Below are 18,682 nucleotides of genomic sequence, written 5' to 3' on the forward strand. Positions count from 1 at the left end.
GTATTACCACATGCAGCATGAACGCTCCTTTTTCCAGTCCGGCCCCGCTGACCGATCCTTTTGCGCGCCCGATCACCTATCTGCGCGTTTCGGTCACCGATCGCTGCGATTTCCGCTGCGTCTATTGCATGTCCGAGCACATGACCTTCCTGCCCAAGAAGGAACTTCTGACGCTCGAGGAACTCGATCGCATGTGCAGCGCCTTCATCGCGCTCGGGGTCGAAAAGCTGCGCATCACCGGGGGCGAACCGCTGGTGCGGCGGGGGATCATGTCCTTTTTCGATGCCATGTCGCGCCATCTGGACAGCGGCGCGCTGCGCGAACTCACGCTGACGACCAACGGATCACAGCTTGAACGCTTCGCGGGCGATCTTGCCGCCGCCGGGGTGCGCCGCGTCAATATCTCGCTCGACACGCTCGACGAGGCGAAATTCGCCGAGATCACCCGATGGGGGCGCCTGTCCCAGGTGCTGCGCGGTATCGACGCGGCACAGAAGGCGGGGCTGCGGGTCAAGATCAACACGGTCGCGCTGCGGGGTGTGAACGAGGACGACCTTCCCCGTCTAACCGAATGGTGCGCGAGCCGCGACATGGACCTGACCTGGATCGAGGTCATGCCCATGGGAGACATCGGCAACGAGGACCGGCTTGGCCAGTATTGGGCGCTCGACGATCTGCGCCGCAAATACGAGGCCGCCTATACGGTCACCGACCTTGCCGAGCGCACCGGCGGCCCGGCGCATTACGTGCGGCTCGAGGAAACCGGCCAGAAGATCGGTTTCATCACGCCGCTCACCCACAATTTCTGCGAAAGCTGCAACCGCGTGCGCCTGACCTGCGTGGGCGAACTGTTCATGTGTCTCGGGCAGGAAGATCGCGCCGACCTGCGCGGCCCGCTGCGCAACCACCCGGACAGCGACGCGCCGCTCAGGGCCGCGATCCGCGCGGCGATCGCGCGCAAGCCCAAGGGGCATGATTTCGACTATTCGCGCCAGCGCCTCGACGGGCAGATGTCGCGCCACATGAGCCATACGGGCGGCTGATGGCACAGCGGCCCGGGGCGCCGACCGCGCTGTTCCGGTTCTATCGTGCCGCAAGCACCGCCCTTGCCCCGCTTGCCTTCGCCATCGCCTCGCGCAAGCTGCGCCGGCACGGCGTCACAGCCACGCGGCAGCGCGAGCGGCTGGGCCATGCCACCCTGCCCCGTTCCTCGGGACGCCTGATCTGGTTCCATGCGGCCAGCGTCGGGGAAAGCCTTTCGGTGCTGACGCTGATCGCCCGCATGGGCGCGCGCCTTCCCGATGCGGAGTTCCTTGTCACTTCGGGCACCGCGACCTCGGCGCGGCTGATCAATGAGCGCCTGCCGCCGCGCTGCCGGCACCAGTTCGCCCCGCTCGACGCGCCCCGGATCGTGGCGCGGTTTCTCGATCACTGGCGCCCGGATGCGGGCATCTTCGTCGAAAGCGAACTCTGGCCGGTGATGCTCGCGGCGGCAGGCGCGCGGGGCATTCCGCTTGCGCTGCTGAATGCGCGGCTGTCGCCCCGCTCCGCCGCGCGCTGGCAGCGCCACCCTGAGACGGCGCGGTTCGTGCTTGGCCATTTCGCACTGATCCTGACCCAGAACCGCGACAGCGCCACGCGGCTTGCGGCCATGCAGGCGCCGCCCGAACGGCTGCGCGAGGGCAGCAACCTCAAGGCGCTCTCGGCCCCGCTGCCGGTCGATCACGGGGCGCTCGACACGCTTCGCGCCGCGCTTGGTTCCCGGCCCCACTGGCTGGCAAGCTCGACCCACGAGGGCGAGGAAAGGATCGTGCTGGCCGCCGCGCAGGAACTTCTGCGCAGCCACCCGGATCTGTGCCTGCTGCTCATGCCCCGCCACCCCGAGCGCGGCGATACGGTCGAGGCACAGATCCGGGCCGCCGGGCTCACCTGCACCCGCCGCAGCCGGGGCGAGCTGCCGGGGGAAGCGCAGGTTTACCTTGCCGATACGCTTGGCGAAACGGGCACCTTCTATGCGCTTTGCCCGCGCGTGTTCCTGGGCGGCTCGCTGCTGCCGATCGGCGGGCACAACCCGTTCGAGCCCGCACAGGCCGGGGCCGCGATCGCGAGCGGCCCGCATGTGGCGAATTTCGCCGAGACCTACGGCGCGCTTGCCGATTGCGGCGCCGCACGCATGGTGCGCGACGGCGACGAGCTTGCGCAGGTGATCGGCACCTGGCTGGACCGGCCGCAGGATCTTTCCGCCGCGCGCGGGGCCGCCACCCGTTTTGCCGCCGCGCGGGCAGAGGAACTCGACACGGTGGCCGAACGGCTCTGCGCCGCGCTCGGCCTCGATGCGCGCCCCGCGCCCTAGTCGATGAGCGGCAGGAGCTTGTTGATGCTGTCCTTGGCGTCGCCGTAGAACATGCGCGTGTTGTCGCGGTAGAACAGCGGGTTCTCGATCCCGGAATAGCCGGTGCCCTGCCCGCGCTTGCAGACAAAGACCTGTCCGGCCTTCCAGACCTCGACCACCGGCATGCCGGCAATCGGGCTGTCCGGATCCTCGGCCGCGGCCGGGTTCACCGTATCGTTGCTGCCGATCACGATGGCCACATCGGTTTCGGGAAAGTCGGCGTTGATCTCGTCCATTTCGAGCACGATGTCATAGGGCACCCGCGCCTCGGCCAGCAGCACGTTCATGTGCCCCGGGAGCCGCCCGGCGACCGGGTGGATGGCAAAGCGGACCTCCTTGCCGGCGGCGCGCAGCTTGGTGACAAGCTCGCTCACCGCGTTCTGGGCCTGGGCGACGGCCATGCCGTAACCGGGAACGATGATGATGCTGTTCGCCTCGTTCAGCGTCTCGGCCACCGCGCCGGCCTCGATCGCGACCATCTCGCCCTCGACCTCGGCCGCGGCGGCCGAGGTGCCGCCAAAGCCGCCGAGGATCACGTTGACGAACTTGCGGTTCATCGCCTTGCACATGATGTAGGACAGGATCGCCCCGGACGAGCCGACCAGCGCCCCGGTGACGATCAGCAGATCGTTCCCGAGCGTGAACCCGGTCGCCGCCGCCGCCCAGCCCGAATAGCTGTTCAGCATCGAGATCACCACCGGCATGTCGGCACCGCCGATGCCCATGATCAGGTGCCAGCCGATGAACCCCGCGATCAGCGTCACCAGCACCATGGTCCAGATGCCGGCACCCCAGAAATACAGCAGGCCGAGGATCAGCGCGAGGATCGCCAGACCAAGGTTCAGCATATGCCCGCCGGGCAGTTGGCGGGGCTTGCTCGCGATGCGCCCGGCCAGCTTGCCGAAGGCCACGATGGACCCGGTGAAGGTGACCGCGCCGATGAAGATGCCGAGGAACACCTCGACCTTCAGCACCGCGATTTCCGCGGCATCCTTGAGCCAGAGCCGCGTCTCGAAGCCGGTCAGCCCCTCCACGACCGAGAAATCCCCGGTCGCCTTCAGCGCCGTCACATGACTCAGCATGATGTCGGCATTGAGCCCGATGAACACCGCCGCGAGCCCGACGAAACTGTGCAGGGCGGCGATCAGTTGGGGCATTTCGGTCATCTGCACGCGCTTGGCGATCACCCAGCCGGCGGCCGCGCCGATCGCCGCCGCGATCAGGATCAGCCACAGGTGGCGCACACCGGGGCCGAACACGGTGGCAAGCACGGCGATGGCCATGCCGATGATGCCATACCAGACCGCGCGCTTGGCGCTTTCCTGGTTCGAAAGTCCGCCCAGCGACAGGATGAACAGCACGGTGGCGGCGATATAGGCGGCGGAAGCCAGTCCGAGGCTCATGGTGCGGCCCTCCTCACGACTTCTGGAACATGGCGAGCATCCGGCGCGTGACCAGGAAACCGCCGACGATATTGATCGACGCGATCAGCACCGAAACGAATGCAAGGATCACCACCAGCCAGTTGCCGGCGCCGATCTGCAGCAGCGCACCGACGATGATGATCCCCGAAATCGCGTTGGTGACCGACATGAGCGGCGTATGCAGCGCATGGGCCACGTTCCAGATCACCTGGAAGCCGATGAAGCAGCCGAGCACGAAAACGATGAAATGCTCCATGAAGCTCGCCGGCGCGAAGGCCCCGACCAAAAGCACGAGCACCGCCCCCGCGGCCAGCAGCGCGACCTGCTGACGGGTCGCCTTGCGGAAGGCCGCGACCTCCTGCGCGCGCTTTTCCTCGCGGGTCAGTTCGCGCGGCGCCTCCTGCGGGGGCCGGGCGGCGATCGCCTGCACCTTGGGCGGCGGCGGCGGATAGGTCACCTCGCCGTCATGGGCAATGGTGGCGCCACGGATCACGTCGTCTTCCATGTCGTGAGTGATGCGCCCGTCCTTGTCCGGCGTAAGATCGGCCAGCATGTGCCTGATATTCGTCGCGAAAAGCGTGCTTGCCTGGTTCGCCATACGGCTCGGGAAATCCGTATAGCCGATGATCGTCACCCCGTTTTCGGTGGTGATCTTCTGGTCGGGGACGGTCAGCTTGCAGTTGCCGCCCCGCTCGGCCGCGAGGTCGACGATCACGCTGCCGGGCTTCATCGCCGCCACCATGTCCTCGGTCCAGAGTTCGGGCGCCTCGCGGTTCGGGATCAGCGCCGTGGTGATGACGATATCCACATCCGGCGCAAGCTCGCGGAACTTCGCAAGCTGCGCCTCGCGGAATTCGGGGCTCGAGGGCGCGGCATAGCCGCCGGTGCCGGCACCATCCGCCTGTTCGCCCCTGAAATCGAGATAGACGAATTCGGCCCCCATGGATTCGACCTGTTCGGCCACCTCCGGGCGCACGTCGAAGGCCAGCGTGACCGCGCCGAGGCTGGTCGCCGTGCCGATCGCGGCAAGCCCCGCCACCCCGGCGCCGATCACCAGCACCCGGGCCGGGGGCACCTTGCCCGCCGCCGTCACCTGCCCGGTAAAGAAGCGCCCGAAATTGTTGCCGGCCTCGATCACCGCGCGATAGCCGGCGATATTGGCCATGGAGGACAGCACGTCCATCTTCTGCGCGCGGGAGATCCGCGGCACCATGTCCATGGCAATCACGGTCGCGCCGCGCTCGGCGGCCTGCTTCATCAGCGCCTCGTTCGCCGTCGGATAGAACAGCGAAATCAGCGTCTGCCCCTCGCGCAGGCGGGCGATTTCATCCTCGTCCGGCGGGCGCACCTGCGTGACCACATCGGCGGCGGCCACGAGCGCCCCGGCGTTCTCGGCGATCTCGACCCCGGCCTCGGCATAGGCCGCATCGGTAAAGCCGGCGGCCGCCCCGGCGCCGGTTTCGATCATGCAGTCATGTCCGAGTTTCTGAAGCTGGCGGGCACTTTCGGGCGTCATCGCCACGCGCGCCTCGCCGGGCCGGGTTTCCTTCGGTGCGGCAATCTTCATCGGTCTGCCCCCTTTTCCTTCGTCATGTGCTGCGGGTCGCAGCGAGCGCGAATTGGAGAATCAGTAGCGCGTGAACGGCCACGCCACAAGCAAAGCCGCGGAATCACGACAAGATCGGGACAATTTACCGGCCCCTTCCGGGCGGGATTTCCCGTATGAAAAAGCGGTTTTTCCCGGATTTCGGGCGAAACTCAGGCGATCCGCTCGATCGCCGCGGGCCGGCGCGCCGTCACCCAGGCTCGGGCGGCCTCGCCAAAGGCCCGGAACAGCGGCCGCGACACCGGGTCGTTCGCGGCGTTCCATTCGGGGTGCCACTGCACGCCCAGCGCAAAGCCGGCAGCATCGCGGATGTGGATCGCCTCGGGGGTGCCGTCGCCCGCAACCCCGTCCACCGATACCCGCTCGCCCGCGCGTTTGATCCCCTGCCCGTGCAGCGAATTGGTCATGACCTCGGTCCGGCCGAACAGACGGTGAAACACGCTGCCCTCGGTAAAGGTCACGGGATGGCGCAGGGCGAAACGCTCCTCGAGCGTCCCTTCGGGGGGCATCCGGTGGTTCATCCGCCCCGGCAGGTCGCGGATCTCGGGGTGGAGCGAGCCGCCCATGGCCACGTTCATTTCCTGAAAGCCCCGGCAGATGCCGAACACCGGCTGTCCGCGCTCGACGCAGGCGCGCACCAAAGGCAGCGTCACCGCATCGCGGGCACGGTCAAAACTGCCGTGCGCCTCGGTCGCGCTCTCGCCGTATTCCTCGGGGTGGACGTTGGGGCGCCCCCCGGTCAGCAGGAAGGCATCGCAGGTCGCCAGCAGTTCCTTGGTCGAGACGAAACGCGGATCGGCGGGGATGATCAGCGGGATGCAGTCGGCCACCGCCGCCACCGCCTCGGAATTGATGGTTCCGCCCGCGTGAACGGGATATTCGTCGTTCTCGAGATAGGAATTGCTGATGATACCGACAACGGGACGCATGACCGGGCCTTTCTGGTTCATGCATCCTGAGATAATGCCTTGGACGACGGGAATAAACACCCCTCTTGGTGCGCGCGCCCATCCACCGGCGGCGCGTGACCCGCGCCGGGCGTGTTAGCAGGCGCGTTATTCGGTGGCCGGCGCTTCCCGGGTCGCGTCCTCGCCCTCGGTCGCGGGCGCGCCCGTATCGCCCCCTTCGCCGGCGCCTTCGGGGGCGGCCATCTCCTCGCTGGTGGTGGTGCCGGGTTCGGTATCGGCGGCCTCGTTCTCGGCCTTGGGCCCGGCGACGAGCCAGACCGCGAGCAGGAGCATCAGCAGGATGATCCCCAGCGCCATGCCGATCAGTGACCAGCGATGGCGGCGGGCCTGTTTCTCGACGTTGGTTCTGGGTGCGGACATGAGGCGCCCTCCTTGTCGATCGTTCGGTCGGATGCGGTCCCGTGCGGATGGTTGCGCAGCACCGGCTACGGACTTAACGTCTGCGGATTCGGATTTGTTCCATGGCGGAGAAGATCAATGAAGGATTCGGCCCCCGGCACGGTTTACCTGTCGGATTACGCCCCGTTCGGCTGGCTGATCGAAAGCGTGCATCTGGAGTTCGACCTCGACCCGGATGCGACGCGCGTCAAAAGCCGCATCGTCTTCAGCCCCAACCTGAACTCGCCCGAGCAGGAGTTCTTTCTTCATGGCGAGAATCTCAGGCTGATCTCGGCCCGGATCGACGGCACCGCGATTTCGCCCCGGATCACCAGAGAGGGGCTCACCTGCCCCGTGCCCGAAGGCGAATTCCTGTTCGAGGCCGAGGTCGAGATCAACCCGGGCGCCAATACCGCGCTCGAGGGGCTTTATCTGTCGAACGGCATGTTCTGCACCCAGTGCGAGGCGGAAGGATTCCGCAAGATCACCTATTATCCCGACCGTCCCGAGGTGATGGCGGTGTTCACGGTCGAGATCAACGGCAGCGCGAGCGTGCTGCTGTCGAACGGCAATCCCGGGCCGCGGGGACCGGGCCATGCACTCTGGCACGATCCCTGGCCCAAGCCCTCCTATCTGTTCGCGCTGGTCGCGGGCGATCTTGTCGCCCATTCGGACCGCTTCACCACCGCGAGCGGCCGGCGGGTCGATCTCAACCTCTGGGTGCGCCCGGGCGGCGACGAGGACAAATGCGCCTTTGCCATGGAGGCGCTCAAGCGGGCGATGCAATGGGACGAACAGGTTTACGGCCGTGAATACGACCTCGACGTGTTCAACATCGTCGCGGTCGATGATTTCAACATGGGCGCGATGGAGAACAAGGGGCTGAACGTGTTCAACTCCGCCGCCGTTCTGGCAAGCCCCGAGACCAGCACCGACGCCAATTTCGAGCGGATCGAGGCGATCATTGCCCATGAATATTTCCACAACTGGACCGGCAACCGCATCACCTGCCGCGACTGGTTCCAGCTTTGCCTCAAGGAAGGGCTGACCGTCTTCCGCGATGCGCAGTTCACCGCCGACATGCGCTCGGCCCCGGTGAAGCGCATCCGCGACGTGATCGACCTGCGCGCGCGCCAGTTCCCCGAGGACAACGGCCCGCTCGCGCATCCCGTGCGCCCGGATCATTTCCAGGAGATCAACAACTTCTACACCGCCACCGTCTATGAAAAGGGCGCCGAAGTGATCGGGATGCTGAAGCGCCTCGTCGGGGACAAGGCCTATGCCGAGGCGCTCGAGCTTTATTTCGCGCGGTTCGACGGGCAGGCCATCACCATCGAGGACTGGCTTTCGGTGTTCGAGGACGTGACCGGGCGCGAGCTCTGCCAGTTCCTGCGCTGGTATACGCAGGCGGGAACGCCACGCGTAGCGGTGAAAGAAGAATACGATTCAGGCACCTACACGCTGACCTTCACGCAATCCACACCGCCAAGCGCCGCCTCGCCCGTGCAGCGCCCGCAGATCATTCCGATCGCGGTCGGCCTGCTCGGCGCGAATGGCGACGAGGTGGTGCCGACGCAGATGCTGGAACTGACGAAGGACAGCCAGAGCTTCACCTTCGAGGGGCTTTCCGGGCGGCCGGTGCCTTCGATCCTGCGCGATTTCTCCGCCCCCGTGATCCTCGAACACGAGATCAGCGATGCCGAGCGCGCCTTTCTGCTGGCCCATGACACCGATCCGTTCAACCGCTGGGAGGCCGGGCAGGCGCTTGCCCGCGAAACGCTCTGCTACATGGCGACGAGCGATGCGCGCCCGAACCCGGATTACCTTGAGGGGCTGCGCGCGGTGCTGCGCGACGACTCGCTCGACCCGGCCTATCGCGCGCTGATGCTGGGCCTGCCCGGCGAATCCGAGATCGCGCTCGCGCTTTCGGCCCATGGGATCATCCCCGCCCCCGAGGCGATCCATGCCGCGCGCGAGCGCCTTCTGGATGCGCTTTCCGAGACGCTGGCCGACGATCTTCCGGCGCTGCTCGATGCGAACGCGGTGCGCGAGCGCTACAGCCCCGATGCCGCGCAGTCGGGCCGGCGCGCGCTGTTCACGGCGGCGCTTGCGCTCTGGTCGCGCCGCGACGGGGGGGCGCGTGCCGCATCGGAATATGCGGCCGCCGACAACATGACGCTGCAACTTGGCGCGCTCGGGGCGCTGCTCGCGATCGGCCGGGGAGAGGCCGAAACGGCTGCCTTCTACGAGCAATGGCGCCATGAGCGGCTGGTGATCGACAAGTGGTTCGCGATCCAGATTTCCCACGCGGCCCCGGACGCGGCGGTCGCGAAAACCCGCGCCCTGGTGCAGCACCCGGATTTCAACTGGAAGAATCCGAACCGCTTCCGCGCCGTGCTCGGGGCGCTTGCGGGCAACCACGGCGGCTTTCACAGCCGCGACGGCCGCGGCTATGCGCTGTTTGCGGACTGGCTGCTGACGCTCGACCCGGTCAATCCGCAGACCGCCGCCCGCATGTGCACCGCCTTCCAGAGCTGGCGCCACTATGACGGCGGACGCCAGATGCTGATCGGGGCCCAGCTCGACCGGATCGCCACCGCCGGCGGGCGCTCGAAGGACATGGGCGAGATGATCGCCCGCATCCGCGCCGCCCGCCCGCAATAACCCGCATCACGTGATCGGCAGCGCCCTTGCCCAGAACCCGGCGCTGCCGTAAAAAGCAGGCCACGCATGATGCGAATGGAAAGGCAGGGCAAGATGCTCGATCTGGTTTATGACACCCCGGCCCCCAAGGTCTTTTCGGGGGCGAAACACGATTGGGAAGTGGTCGTCGGCATGGAAATTCATGCCCAGATCACCAGCAATTCCAAGCTCTTTTCCGGCGCTTCGGCCCGGTTCGGGGCCGAGCCGAACGCCAGCGTCGCCTTCGGCGATGCGGCCATGCCCGGAATACTGCCGGTGCTGAACGAATACTGTATCGAACAGGCGGTGCGCACGGGGCTTGGCCTCAATGCCCGGATCAATCTCTATTCGTCCTTCGACCGCAAGAACTACTTCTATCCCGACCTGCCCTCGGGCTATCAGATCAGCCAGCTTTATCATCCGCTCGTCGGCGAAGGCGAAGTTCTGGTCGAGCTTGGCGAGGGGCTTGCGCGCCATGTGCGGATCGAGCGGATCCACGTGGAACAGGATGCCGGCAAGTCGATCCACGACATGGATCCGCACATGTCCTTCGTCGATCTGAACCGCACCGGCGTCGCGCTGATGGAGATCGTCAGCAAGCCCGACATGCGCAGCCCCGAAGAGGCCGCGGCCTATGTCGGCAAGCTGCGCCTCATCATGCGCTATCTCGGCACCTGCGACGGCAACATGCAGCACGGCAGCCTGCGTGCCGATGTGAACGTGAGCGTCTGCCGCCCCGGCGATTACGAGAAGTTCCGCGAAAGCGGCGATTTCAGCCATCTCGGCACCCGCTGCGAGATCAAGAACATGAATTCGCTGCGCTTCATCCAGCATGCGGTGGATTACGAGGCACGTCGCCAGATCGCGCTGCTGGAAAGCGGCGAGACCTTCGGGCAGGAAACCCGCCTCTACGATCCCGACAAGGGCGAGACGCGCTCCATGCGCAGCAAGGAAGACGCACAGGATTACCGGTATTTTCCCGACCCGGACCTGCTCCCGCTTGAAATCGAACAGGCCTGGGTGGACGAGATCCGCGCCGCCCTGCCCGAACTGCCCGACGCCAAGAAGGCGCGGTTCATGGCCGACCTCGGCCTCAGCGACTATGATGCGGCTGTGCTGACGGCGGAAGTGGAATCCGCCGCCTATTTCGAATCGGTGGCCGAAGGGCGCGACGGCAAGGCGGCCGCGAACTGGGTCATCAACGAACTGTTCGGCAGGCTCAACAAGGACGACCGCCGGATCACCGAAAGCCCGGTTTCGCCCGCGCAGCTTGGCGCCATCATCGACCTGATCGCGAGCGGCGATATTTCCGGCAAGATCGCCAAGGATCTGTTCGAGATCGTCTATACGGATGGCGGTGACCCGGCCGAGATCGTCGAATCGCGCGGCATGAAACAGGTGACCGACCTCGGCGCGCTCGAAGCGGCGGTGGACAAGGTGATCGCCGAGAACCCCGAACAGGTGGAAAAGGCCCGCGCCAATCCGAAACTCGCCGGCTGGTTCGTCGGCCAGGTGATGAAGGCGACCCAGGGCAAGGCCAACCCGAAGGCGGTGAACGATCTGGTCGCGGAAAAGCTCGGCGCCCAGGGATGAGCGCCCGGGGATGACCACCGACTTTCCCGCCCCGGCATTTTCCAGCGAGATGGTGATCGAACCGGCCTGGATCGACTATAACGGCCATCTCAACATGGCCTATTACAGCCTGCTGTTCGACCGCGGCAGCGAGGAGATCTATGGCGACCTCGGCCTTGGTGCGGAATATGCCGCCGCCACCGGCTGCACCACCTTCACCGGCGCGATCCAGATCCGCTATCGGCGCGAGCTGCACGAGGGCGACCGGGTGCGCGCGCGCCTGCAACTGCTCGATCACGATTCCAAGCGGTTCCACTTCTGGCAGGAGCTTTACCACGTTGACGGCTGGCTCGCGGCGACGGCCGAGACGCTCGGGCTGCATGTGGACCGCAGCGGGCCGAAGGTCGCTCCCTTCCCGCCCGAAGTGTCGGCCCGCCTTGCGGCGATGAAGGCGGCCCATGACCGGCTTGGCTGGCCGGCGGGTGCGGGCAAGGCGATCGGCATCGGCATCCGGCGCAACTCTGCCGGCACGGGCTGAGCAACGCGGGAACGGTTGCAAAACACGAGGGAGCGGCCATATGACATCGTGCCGCGTGACACAGGAAACAGGCCCCGCAGGCGGCCCGGCCATGGGCCGGCGAACGCGGCCGGGCAAAGCCGCAGGTTCTGGCGAATGTATGAATACAAGGTGATACCGGCCCCCGAACGGGGCGAGAAATTGCGCAACGTGAAGGCGCCCGAAGCCCGCTTCGCGCTGACCATCGAGGGCACGCTGAACGGCATGGCCGCCGAGGGCTGGGAATTCCTGCGCGCCGAGACGCTGCCGAGCAGCGAACGCAGCGGCTTTACCGGCTCGAGCGTCCATATGCGCAGTCTGCTGGTGTTCCGGCGCGCAAGCGACGAGGCGGTGGAGCAGTTCCAGCCGCGCCGGCTCGATCCGCCGGCCGTGCCCGAAGGGCCGAAGGCACCGTCAGCACCGCGCCCGGCAGCCGAAGCCGCGGGCGGCGGCGCCATGCGGGCCGAACCGGCCCGCGGCGGGCGCAACGGCGCAGCCGCGGTCCGGCGCGAGCCCACGCTCGGCGCCGGTCCCGACAAGGGTGCGGACCGCTAGGCGCGCCTCTAGGTGCCGATGTCGAGCGCCAGCGCGTGGATCCGCCCGATCAGTTCGGGCCCGAGCGCGTCGTGAACCGCGCGGTGCCGCGCAATGCGTGAACGCCCCTCGAAGGCCGCCGCGCGGATGCGCACGTCGAAATGGCTTTCGCCGCCTTCGCGGTAGCCGGCGTGACCGCGATGGCTTTCGCTGACATCCGCCACCTCGAGTTCGCGCGGTGAGAACGCGGCCTCGAGCCGCCCGCGGATCTGTGCGGTCACGGAGATGGGATCGGGATTGGAATCGGGATGCGTCAATTTGTTCGCCTCGGCCTCTGTTATCCTTTGTCCGTTAGCTTAAACTGCACGATCCGAATCTTGAAGGCATGTCCAGGGAGGATCAGTCCATGACAAGACCAGACCCGTTCGGTTTCGACATGTCCGTCTCGTCGGCCAAGAAACGCGGTTCACGCACGAGGCGGGGAATGTCCGGCGCCTCGGAAACCTCGGTGCGCCGCTGCGAGGCCGAGGGCTGCACCGAACCGGGCCGCTACCGCGCGCCCAAGGCGCCCGATGTGCTCGATGAATATTACTGGTTCTGCCAGCAGCACGTGCGCGAATACAACCTGAGCTGGAATTTCTTCGATGGCACCACCGAGGCCGAAATCAACGCCCAGCATACCCGCGATCGCGTCTGGGAGCGCAAGACCCGCCCGCTGAACGACCCGGAGGCGCGCGCCTGGTCCCGGCTTGGCATCGAGGATCCGCACCAGGTTCTGGGCGAGAATGCGACCCGCAATCCCGGGCGGCGCGGCCAGACCGGCCGCCGCCTGCCGCCGACCGAACGCCGCGCGATCGAGATCCTCGAGGTCGCCGAGACCGCCAGCAAGGCCGACGTGCGCCGCGCCTACAAGGCGCTGATCAAGGTGCTGCATCCCGACATGAACGGCGGCGACCGCAGCCAGGAAGAACAGCTGCAGCTTGTCGTCTGGGCCTGGGACCAGTTGAAGGGCAGCCGCAATTTCAAGGACTGATCCCTTGCCCTTACCCGCCGTTTGTTGCACCACCCCGGGAACCGCGCGCAAGACCCGCGCCCTGTTTGAAAGAGGACGACGCAAATGGCCGATGGCATGATCGACGCCGCCGAAAAGCCGACCGAGGAAATCTCGGTCTCGGAAGTCTTCGGGATCGACACGCCGATGCGGGTGAAGGGTTTCGCGCAGCGCACCGGCCGCGTGCCCGAGCTGGACCCCAACTACAAGTTCGATCCCGACACGACGCTGGCGATCCTCGCCGGGTTCACCTACAATCGCCGCGTCATGATCCAGGGCTATCACGGCACCGGGAAATCGACCCATATCGAACAGGTGGCGGCGCGGCTGAACTGGCCCACGGTGCGGGTGAACCTCGACAGCCATGTCTCGCGCATCGACCTGATCGGCAAGGACGCGATCAAGCTCGTGGACGGCAAGCAGGTGACCGTGTTCCAGGAGGGGATCCTGCCCTGGGCGCTGCGCAACCCGACCGCCATCGTGTTCGACGAATATGACGCCGGCCGTGCCGACGTGATGTTCGTGATCCAGCGCGTGCTGGAACATGACGGCAAGCTGACGCTGCTCGACCAGAACGAGATCATCACCCCCCACCCCTCGTTCCGCCTGTTCGCGACCGCGAACACGGTCGGGCTTGGCGACACCACCGGGCTTTATCACGGCACCCAGCAGATCAACCAGGCGCAGATGGACCGCTGGAGCCTGGTCGCCACGCTCAACTACCTGAGCCACGATGCCGAATGCGCGATCGTCCTGGCCAAGGCCCCCCATTACAACACCGAAAAGGGGCGCCGGACCGTCAGCCAGATGGTGCGCGTCGCCGACCTGACCCGCACCGCCTTCATGAACGGGGAACTGTCCACGGTGATGAGCCCGCGCACCGTCATCACCTGGGCGCAGAACGCCTCGATCTTCCGCAACGTGGGCTATGCCTTCCGCCTGTCGTTCCTCAACAAGTGCGACGAGCTCGAGCGCCAGACCGTGGCCGAGTTCTACCAGCGCTGCTTTGACGAGGAACTGCCCGAAAGCGCCGCGAGCGCCTCGCTGGTCTGACGGACGACAAGACCGCGGTGCACCGGCGAGAGGGCCGGGACAGCACCGGCGGCGGGGCCGGATCTTCATGCCTCCGGCGGGGATATTTCCGGCCAGAAGAAGGCCCGGGGCGGATTGTTTTGCAGGCCCGCGCGCGGCGTTCGGGGCGCGGGGCGGCGGCGGAAATCCGGCGAAGCGGCTGGAGTTTGCCGGACCGGGCCTCTAGATATGTGGGGATGAGACCCGTTCCCCAAGATACAGGGCGCTGTTCATGACCCGCGCGAGCGACAATCCCGCCGATCCCTTCAAGAAGGCACTGGCCGGCGCCACCCGGGTCATGGCCAACGACCCCGAGCTTTCCGTCAGCTATACCGTGGACCCCTCGGGCCTGTCGGGAGAGGCGATGCGGCTGCCGCAGGTGAGCCGCCGCATGACCCGCGACGAGGTGGCGCTGGCCCGGGGCACCGCCGATTCGCTGGCGCTGCACCGGCGCTATCACGACCCCGGCACCCACAACCGCTATGTTCCGCCCATGGGCATGGCGCGCGATCTTTACGAGGCGCTGGAAACCGCGCGCTGCGAGGCCATGGGCGCGCGCGAGATGCCGGGCACCGCGCGCAACATCGACGCACGGATCGGCCACGAGGCGAAGCAGCGCGGCTATCACGAGATTACCGATTCGAGCACGGCACCCCTGCCGGTGGCGGCCGGTTACCTCGTGCGCGAAGTCGCCACCGGGCGCGACCTGCCGCCGGCCGCGCATCACCTGGCCGGTCTGTGGCGCGATTTCATGGAGCAGCACGCGGGAGAAACGCTCCGGGATCTGCCGGCGGCGCTGTCGGACCAGACGGCCTTTGCCCGGCTCGCACGCCAGATCATCTCGGACCTGGGCTATGGCGACCAGCTTGGCGATGACCCGGACGCGCTCGACGACATGCAGGACGACGAGGCCGAGGAGGAGCCCGGGGCCGAGGACGACACCCCCGACAGCACCGGCAACGACGAGGAGGACACCGCCGAGGCGGAGGAGTCCGAGGCCCAGCAGCCCGAGCTCGATGACTCCGAGATCGAGGTCAGCATGGACCAGTTGCAGACCGAGGCCGATGTCGATGACGCCGAGACGCCCGAGGGAGAACTGCCACAGGAGCTCCCCGAGCCGGGCCCGAGCGAGGCCGACCCCGATTACCGCGTCTATCTGGCGGCCCATGACGAGGTGGTGCGGGCCGAGGAACTGGCCGAGCCGGTCGAGCTCGAGCGGCTGCGGGCCTATCTCGACCAGCAGCTCGAACTGCTCAAGGGCGCCGTCTCGCGCCTTGCCAACAAGCTCCAGCGCCGGCTTCAGGCCAAGCAGAACCGCGCCTGGGAATTCGACCGCGAGGAAGGCATTCTCGACGCCGGGCGGCTGGCGCGGGTGGTGGCGAATCCGACCACGCCGCTCAGTTTCAAGATCGAGACCGAGACCGAGTTCCGCGACACGGTGGTGACGCTTCTGATCGACAATTCGGGCAGCATGCGCGGGCGGCCGATCTCGATCGCCGCGACCTGCGCGGATATCCTTGCCCGCACGCTCGAACGCTGCAACGTGAAGGTCGAGATCCTCGGCTTCACCACCCGCGCCTGGAAGGGGGGGCAGGCGCGCGAAGCCTGGCTCAAGGAGGGGCGCCCCGAACAGCCCGGGCGGCTGAACGACCTGCGCCACATCATCTACAAATCCGCCGATGCGCCCTGGCGGCGCAGCCGCAACAACCTCGGCCTGATGATGAAGGAGGGGCTACTCAAGGAGAACATCGACGGCGAGGCGCTGGAATGGGCGCATCGCCGCCTGCTCGGCCGCCCCGAAGCGCGCAAGATTCTCATGGTGATTTCGGACGGGGCGCCGGTCGATGATTCGACCCTGTCGGTCAATCCGGCGAATTACCTGGAAAAGCACCTGCGCGACGTGATCGCCATGGTCGAGCGGCGCCACGGGGTCGAACTGATCGCGATCGGGATCGGCCATGATGTGACGCGCTATTACCAGCGCGCGGTGACCATCACCGATGCCGATCAGCTGGCCGGCGCCATCACCGAGCAGCTGGCGGCGCTGTTCGACACCGATCCGCGCCAGCGGGCACGGGTGCTCGGGATCCGCAACGTCGCCTGAGCCGGCACTGGCGTGCCGGCGGATATTTATGGCCAGAAGAAGGATCGGGCGATGTTCCAGACATTCGAGGCCGCGACCCGTCCCGAACAGGGGCCGCCCCGCGTCGCGGCGCTGCGGCGCGAGATGGCGGCGGCGGGGCTGGACGGGTTCCTCGTGCCGCGTGCGGATGCGCATCAGGGTGAATATGTCGCCCCGCGCGATGCGCGCCTGGCCTGGCTGAGCGGATTTACCGGCTCGGCCGGGTTCTGCGCGGTGCTCGGCCATGTTGCGGGGCTTTTTGTCGACGGGCGTTACCGCACCCAGGTGAAGGCGCAGGTCGCCGACTGTTTCACCCCCCTGCCCTGGCCCGAGGTCACGCTTGCGCCCTGGCTGCGCGAGCAACTTCCCGAGGGCGGAAAGATCGGCTATGATCCCTGGCTCCACACTGCAGGGGAGATCGCGAAGACCTGCGCCCTGCTCGAGGGGTCGGGAATCACCCTGGTTGCCGGCGAGAACCTCGTGGACCGCATCTGGCCCGATCAGCCCGGTCCGCCCATGGCGCCGGTCACGGCGCATCCGCCGGAATTCGCCGGCGAAAGCAGCGCAGCCAAGCGCGAGCGTCTTGCCGGGATCCTGCGCAAGGCGGGGCATCGCGCCGCGGTGCTGACGCTGCCCGATTCGATCATGTGGCTTCTCAACATCCGCGGCGGCGACATTCCCCACAACCCTCTGGCCCATGGCTTTGCGATCCTGCACGAGAGCGGGCGGGTCGAACTTTTCATGGCGGAGCAAAAGCTTGTGCATCTCGCGCCGCCGCTCGATTCCGGGGTGGTCCTGCATGAGCCGGGGGCGCTCCTTGCCGCGCTCACGGATCTGGACGGGCCGGTGCGCATCGACGAGGGTAGCGTGCCGCAGATCGTCGCCGAGACGCTGGGCGAGCGCGCCGTGGCGGGACCCGATCCCTGCGCCCTGCCCAAGGCGCGCAAGAATGCGGCCGAGATCGCGGGCAGCATCGCCGCGCATCTGCGCGACGGCGCGGCGCTGGTCGAGACGCTCGCCTGGATCGACGCGCAGGCGCCGGGCACCATCAGCGAGATCGACGTGGTGCGCCGCCTCGAGCAGGAGCGCCGCAAGGATCCCGCCCTGCGCGACATCAGCTTTGAAACCATCGCCGGGACCGGCGCGAACGGGGCGATTATCCATTACCGCGTGACCGAAGCCACCAATGCGGTGCTGGACGCCGGGGATCTGCTGGTTCTGGACAGCGGCGGGCAATATGTCGACGGCACCACCGACGTGACCCGCACCATCGCCATCGGCAGCCCCGGCGGCGAGGAACGCGCGGCCTTTACCCGGGTGCTTCAGGGCATGATCGCCATGAGCCGGCTGCGCTGGCCCGGGGGGCTTGCCGGGCGCGACATCGAGGCGATCGGACGCATGCCGCTCTGGCTTGCGGGGCAGGATTTCGGCCACGGGCTCGGCCACGGGGTCGGCGCCTATCTCTGTGTGCACGAGGGGCCGCAGCGCCTGAGCCGCGCCAGCACGGTCGCGATCGAGCCGGGGATGATCCTCAGCAACGAGCCCGGCTATTACCGGGAAGGTGCCTTCGGCATCCGCATCGAGAACCTGCTGGTGGCGGAGCGGTCCGATTCGCCGGGCGCGGATCCGGCGCGCGAGTGGCTGTCGTGGCGCACGCTCACGCTTGCGCCGATCGACCGCCGGCTGATCCTGCCCGAGATGCTGACTGAGGCGGAGCGCGAATGGCTCGATGCCTATCACCGCGAGGTGGCGGCGGAAATCGCGCCCCGCGTCAGCCCGGCGGCACGGGACTGGCTGGCAGCAGTGACCGCGCCGCTTTGAATTGCCGCGAATTGCTGCGTGCCCCGGGTTGCGCGGCGGGGCGGCCCTGCCCTAAGGTCAGCCCCTGTCCCGCACTCGCGCGCGCCCTGCCGGGCATCCGCCGCAGAAGGAGAAGACATGGCCCGATCGCTCACCATCCGCCGGCTTGACGGACTCTGGAGCCTGCGTGCCGGCGGTGCGGTTCTCGGTGAAAGCCGCGCCGTGCTGGAGTTGGCCGAAAGCGGTCACCTGCCGGTGCTTTACGTTCCCCGCACGGACATCGCGATGCAGTTCTTCGAGCCGGGCGAGCGCCGCTCGGTCTGTCCGCTCAAGGGCACGGCGCGCTATTATTCGATCATCACCAAATCGACAGTGCTGCGAGATGCCGCCTGGAGCTATGAGGAGCCGACCGTGGAGGCCGAGGCGCTGCGGGATCATCTTGCCTTCGAGGCCGATCGCGGCATCACGCTCGAACAGCTTTGAACCGGCATAGCACGCTTGCGCGCCGCCCGCCTCTTCGGGCATG

General features: G+C 67.1%; 16 protein-coding genes. 11 read left to right on the plus strand and 5 right to left on the minus strand.

Going from position 1 to position 18,682, the window contains the following annotated elements:
- Positions 1–17: 17 nt before the first annotated feature.
- Entirely contained in the window at positions 18–1,043 is a 1,026-nt protein-coding gene (gene moaA / locus B0B01_RS02630) for a GTP 3',8-cyclase MoaA (protein WP_076647036.1), read from the plus strand.
- The gene (locus B0B01_RS02635; RefSeq protein ID WP_076647038.1) at positions 1,043–2,353 is read left to right on the plus strand and encodes a 3-deoxy-D-manno-octulosonic acid transferase; all 1,311 of its coding nucleotides are present in this window, start codon (positions 1,043–1,045) and stop codon (positions 2,351–2,353) included. The genes moaA and B0B01_RS02635 overlap by 1 nt, the downstream gene beginning before the upstream one ends.
- On the opposite strand, the gene B0B01_RS02640 is transcribed toward B0B01_RS02635, so the two are convergent.
- The 4 genes from B0B01_RS02640 to B0B01_RS02655 form a co-directional block, all read right to left on the minus strand.
- Entirely contained in the window at positions 2,350–3,795 is a 1,446-nt protein-coding gene (locus tag B0B01_RS02640; protein ID WP_076647040.1) for an NAD(P)(+) transhydrogenase (Re/Si-specific) subunit beta, read from the minus strand. The two genes, B0B01_RS02635 and B0B01_RS02640, sit on opposite strands and share 4 nt — an antisense overlap.
- A gap of 13 nt (positions 3,796–3,808) precedes the next feature.
- A complete protein-coding gene (locus B0B01_RS02645; RefSeq protein WP_076647042.1) occupies positions 3,809–5,383 on the minus strand; it encodes a Re/Si-specific NAD(P)(+) transhydrogenase subunit alpha in 1,575 nt (524 codons plus the stop codon).
- A gap of 191 nt (positions 5,384–5,574) precedes the next feature.
- Positions 5,575–6,351: a gamma-glutamyl-gamma-aminobutyrate hydrolase family protein gene (locus B0B01_RS02650; protein ID WP_234967690.1), complete on the minus strand. Its 777-nt coding sequence runs from the start codon at positions 6,349–6,351 to the stop codon at positions 5,575–5,577.
- A gap of 126 nt (positions 6,352–6,477) precedes the next feature.
- Complete coding sequence (locus tag B0B01_RS02655) at positions 6,478–6,750, minus strand: hypothetical protein (RefSeq protein ID WP_076647046.1); 273 nt, start codon at positions 6,748–6,750, stop codon at positions 6,478–6,480.
- Positions 6,751–6,867: 117 nt separating this feature from the next.
- On the opposite strand from B0B01_RS02655, the gene pepN reads away from it, so the two are divergent.
- The 4 genes from pepN to B0B01_RS02675 all read left to right on the plus strand — a co-directional run bounded on the left by pepN (position 6,868) and on the right by B0B01_RS02675 (position 12,133).
- Positions 6,868–9,432, plus strand: a complete 2,565-nt coding sequence (gene pepN, locus B0B01_RS02660; protein ID WP_076647048.1) for an aminopeptidase N — start codon at positions 6,868–6,870, stop codon at positions 9,430–9,432.
- Positions 9,433–9,525: 93 nt separating this feature from the next.
- Entirely contained in the window at positions 9,526–11,043 is a 1,518-nt protein-coding gene (gatB, locus tag B0B01_RS02665; RefSeq protein ID WP_076650009.1) for an Asp-tRNA(Asn)/Glu-tRNA(Gln) amidotransferase subunit GatB, read from the plus strand.
- Positions 11,044–11,053: 10 nt separating this feature from the next.
- Entirely contained in the window at positions 11,054–11,560 is a 507-nt protein-coding gene (locus tag B0B01_RS02670; RefSeq protein ID WP_076647050.1) for a thioesterase family protein, read from the plus strand.
- Between the two features lie 135 nt (positions 11,561–11,695).
- Positions 11,696–12,133, plus strand: a complete 438-nt coding sequence (locus tag B0B01_RS02675; RefSeq protein WP_076647052.1) for a DUF4177 domain-containing protein — start codon at positions 11,696–11,698, stop codon at positions 12,131–12,133.
- Between the two features lie 8 nt (positions 12,134–12,141).
- Here B0B01_RS02675 and B0B01_RS02680 read toward each other — a convergent pair whose 3' ends face one another.
- Positions 12,142–12,399 carry a BolA family protein gene (locus tag B0B01_RS02680; RefSeq protein ID WP_076650010.1) on the minus strand — a complete coding sequence of 86 codons (258 nt, stop codon included), beginning with the start codon at positions 12,397–12,399 and terminating at the stop codon, positions 12,142–12,144.
- 119 nt (positions 12,400–12,518) lie between these two features.
- Between B0B01_RS02680 and B0B01_RS02685 the strand changes: the two genes are divergently transcribed.
- The 5 genes from B0B01_RS02685 to B0B01_RS02705 all read left to right on the plus strand — a co-directional run bounded on the left by B0B01_RS02685 (position 12,519) and on the right by B0B01_RS02705 (position 18,639).
- Entirely contained in the window at positions 12,519–13,145 is a 627-nt protein-coding gene (locus B0B01_RS02685) for a J domain-containing protein (RefSeq protein WP_076647054.1), read from the plus strand.
- Positions 13,146–13,229: 84 nt separating this feature from the next.
- Entirely contained in the window at positions 13,230–14,216 is a 987-nt protein-coding gene (cobS, locus tag B0B01_RS02690; protein WP_076647056.1) for a cobaltochelatase subunit CobS, read from the plus strand.
- Between the two features lie 250 nt (positions 14,217–14,466).
- Positions 14,467–16,338 carry a cobaltochelatase subunit CobT gene (gene cobT / locus B0B01_RS02695; protein ID WP_076647058.1) on the plus strand — a complete coding sequence of 624 codons (1,872 nt, stop codon included), beginning with the start codon at positions 14,467–14,469 and terminating at the stop codon, positions 16,336–16,338.
- Between the two features lie 51 nt (positions 16,339–16,389).
- Entirely contained in the window at positions 16,390–18,177 is a 1,788-nt protein-coding gene (locus B0B01_RS02700; protein ID WP_076650011.1) for an aminopeptidase P family protein, read from the plus strand.
- A 117-nt stretch (positions 18,178–18,294) separates the two neighbouring features.
- Positions 18,295–18,639, plus strand: coding sequence for a DUF427 domain-containing protein (locus B0B01_RS02705; RefSeq protein WP_076647060.1), 345 nt, complete (start codon positions 18,295–18,297; stop codon positions 18,637–18,639).
- Positions 18,640–18,682 lie beyond the last annotated feature (43 nt).

The sequence above is a fragment of the Pontibaca methylaminivorans genome (assembly GCF_900156525.1).
GTDB classification, from domain to species: domain Bacteria; phylum Pseudomonadota; class Alphaproteobacteria; order Rhodobacterales; family Rhodobacteraceae; genus Pontibaca; species Pontibaca methylaminivorans.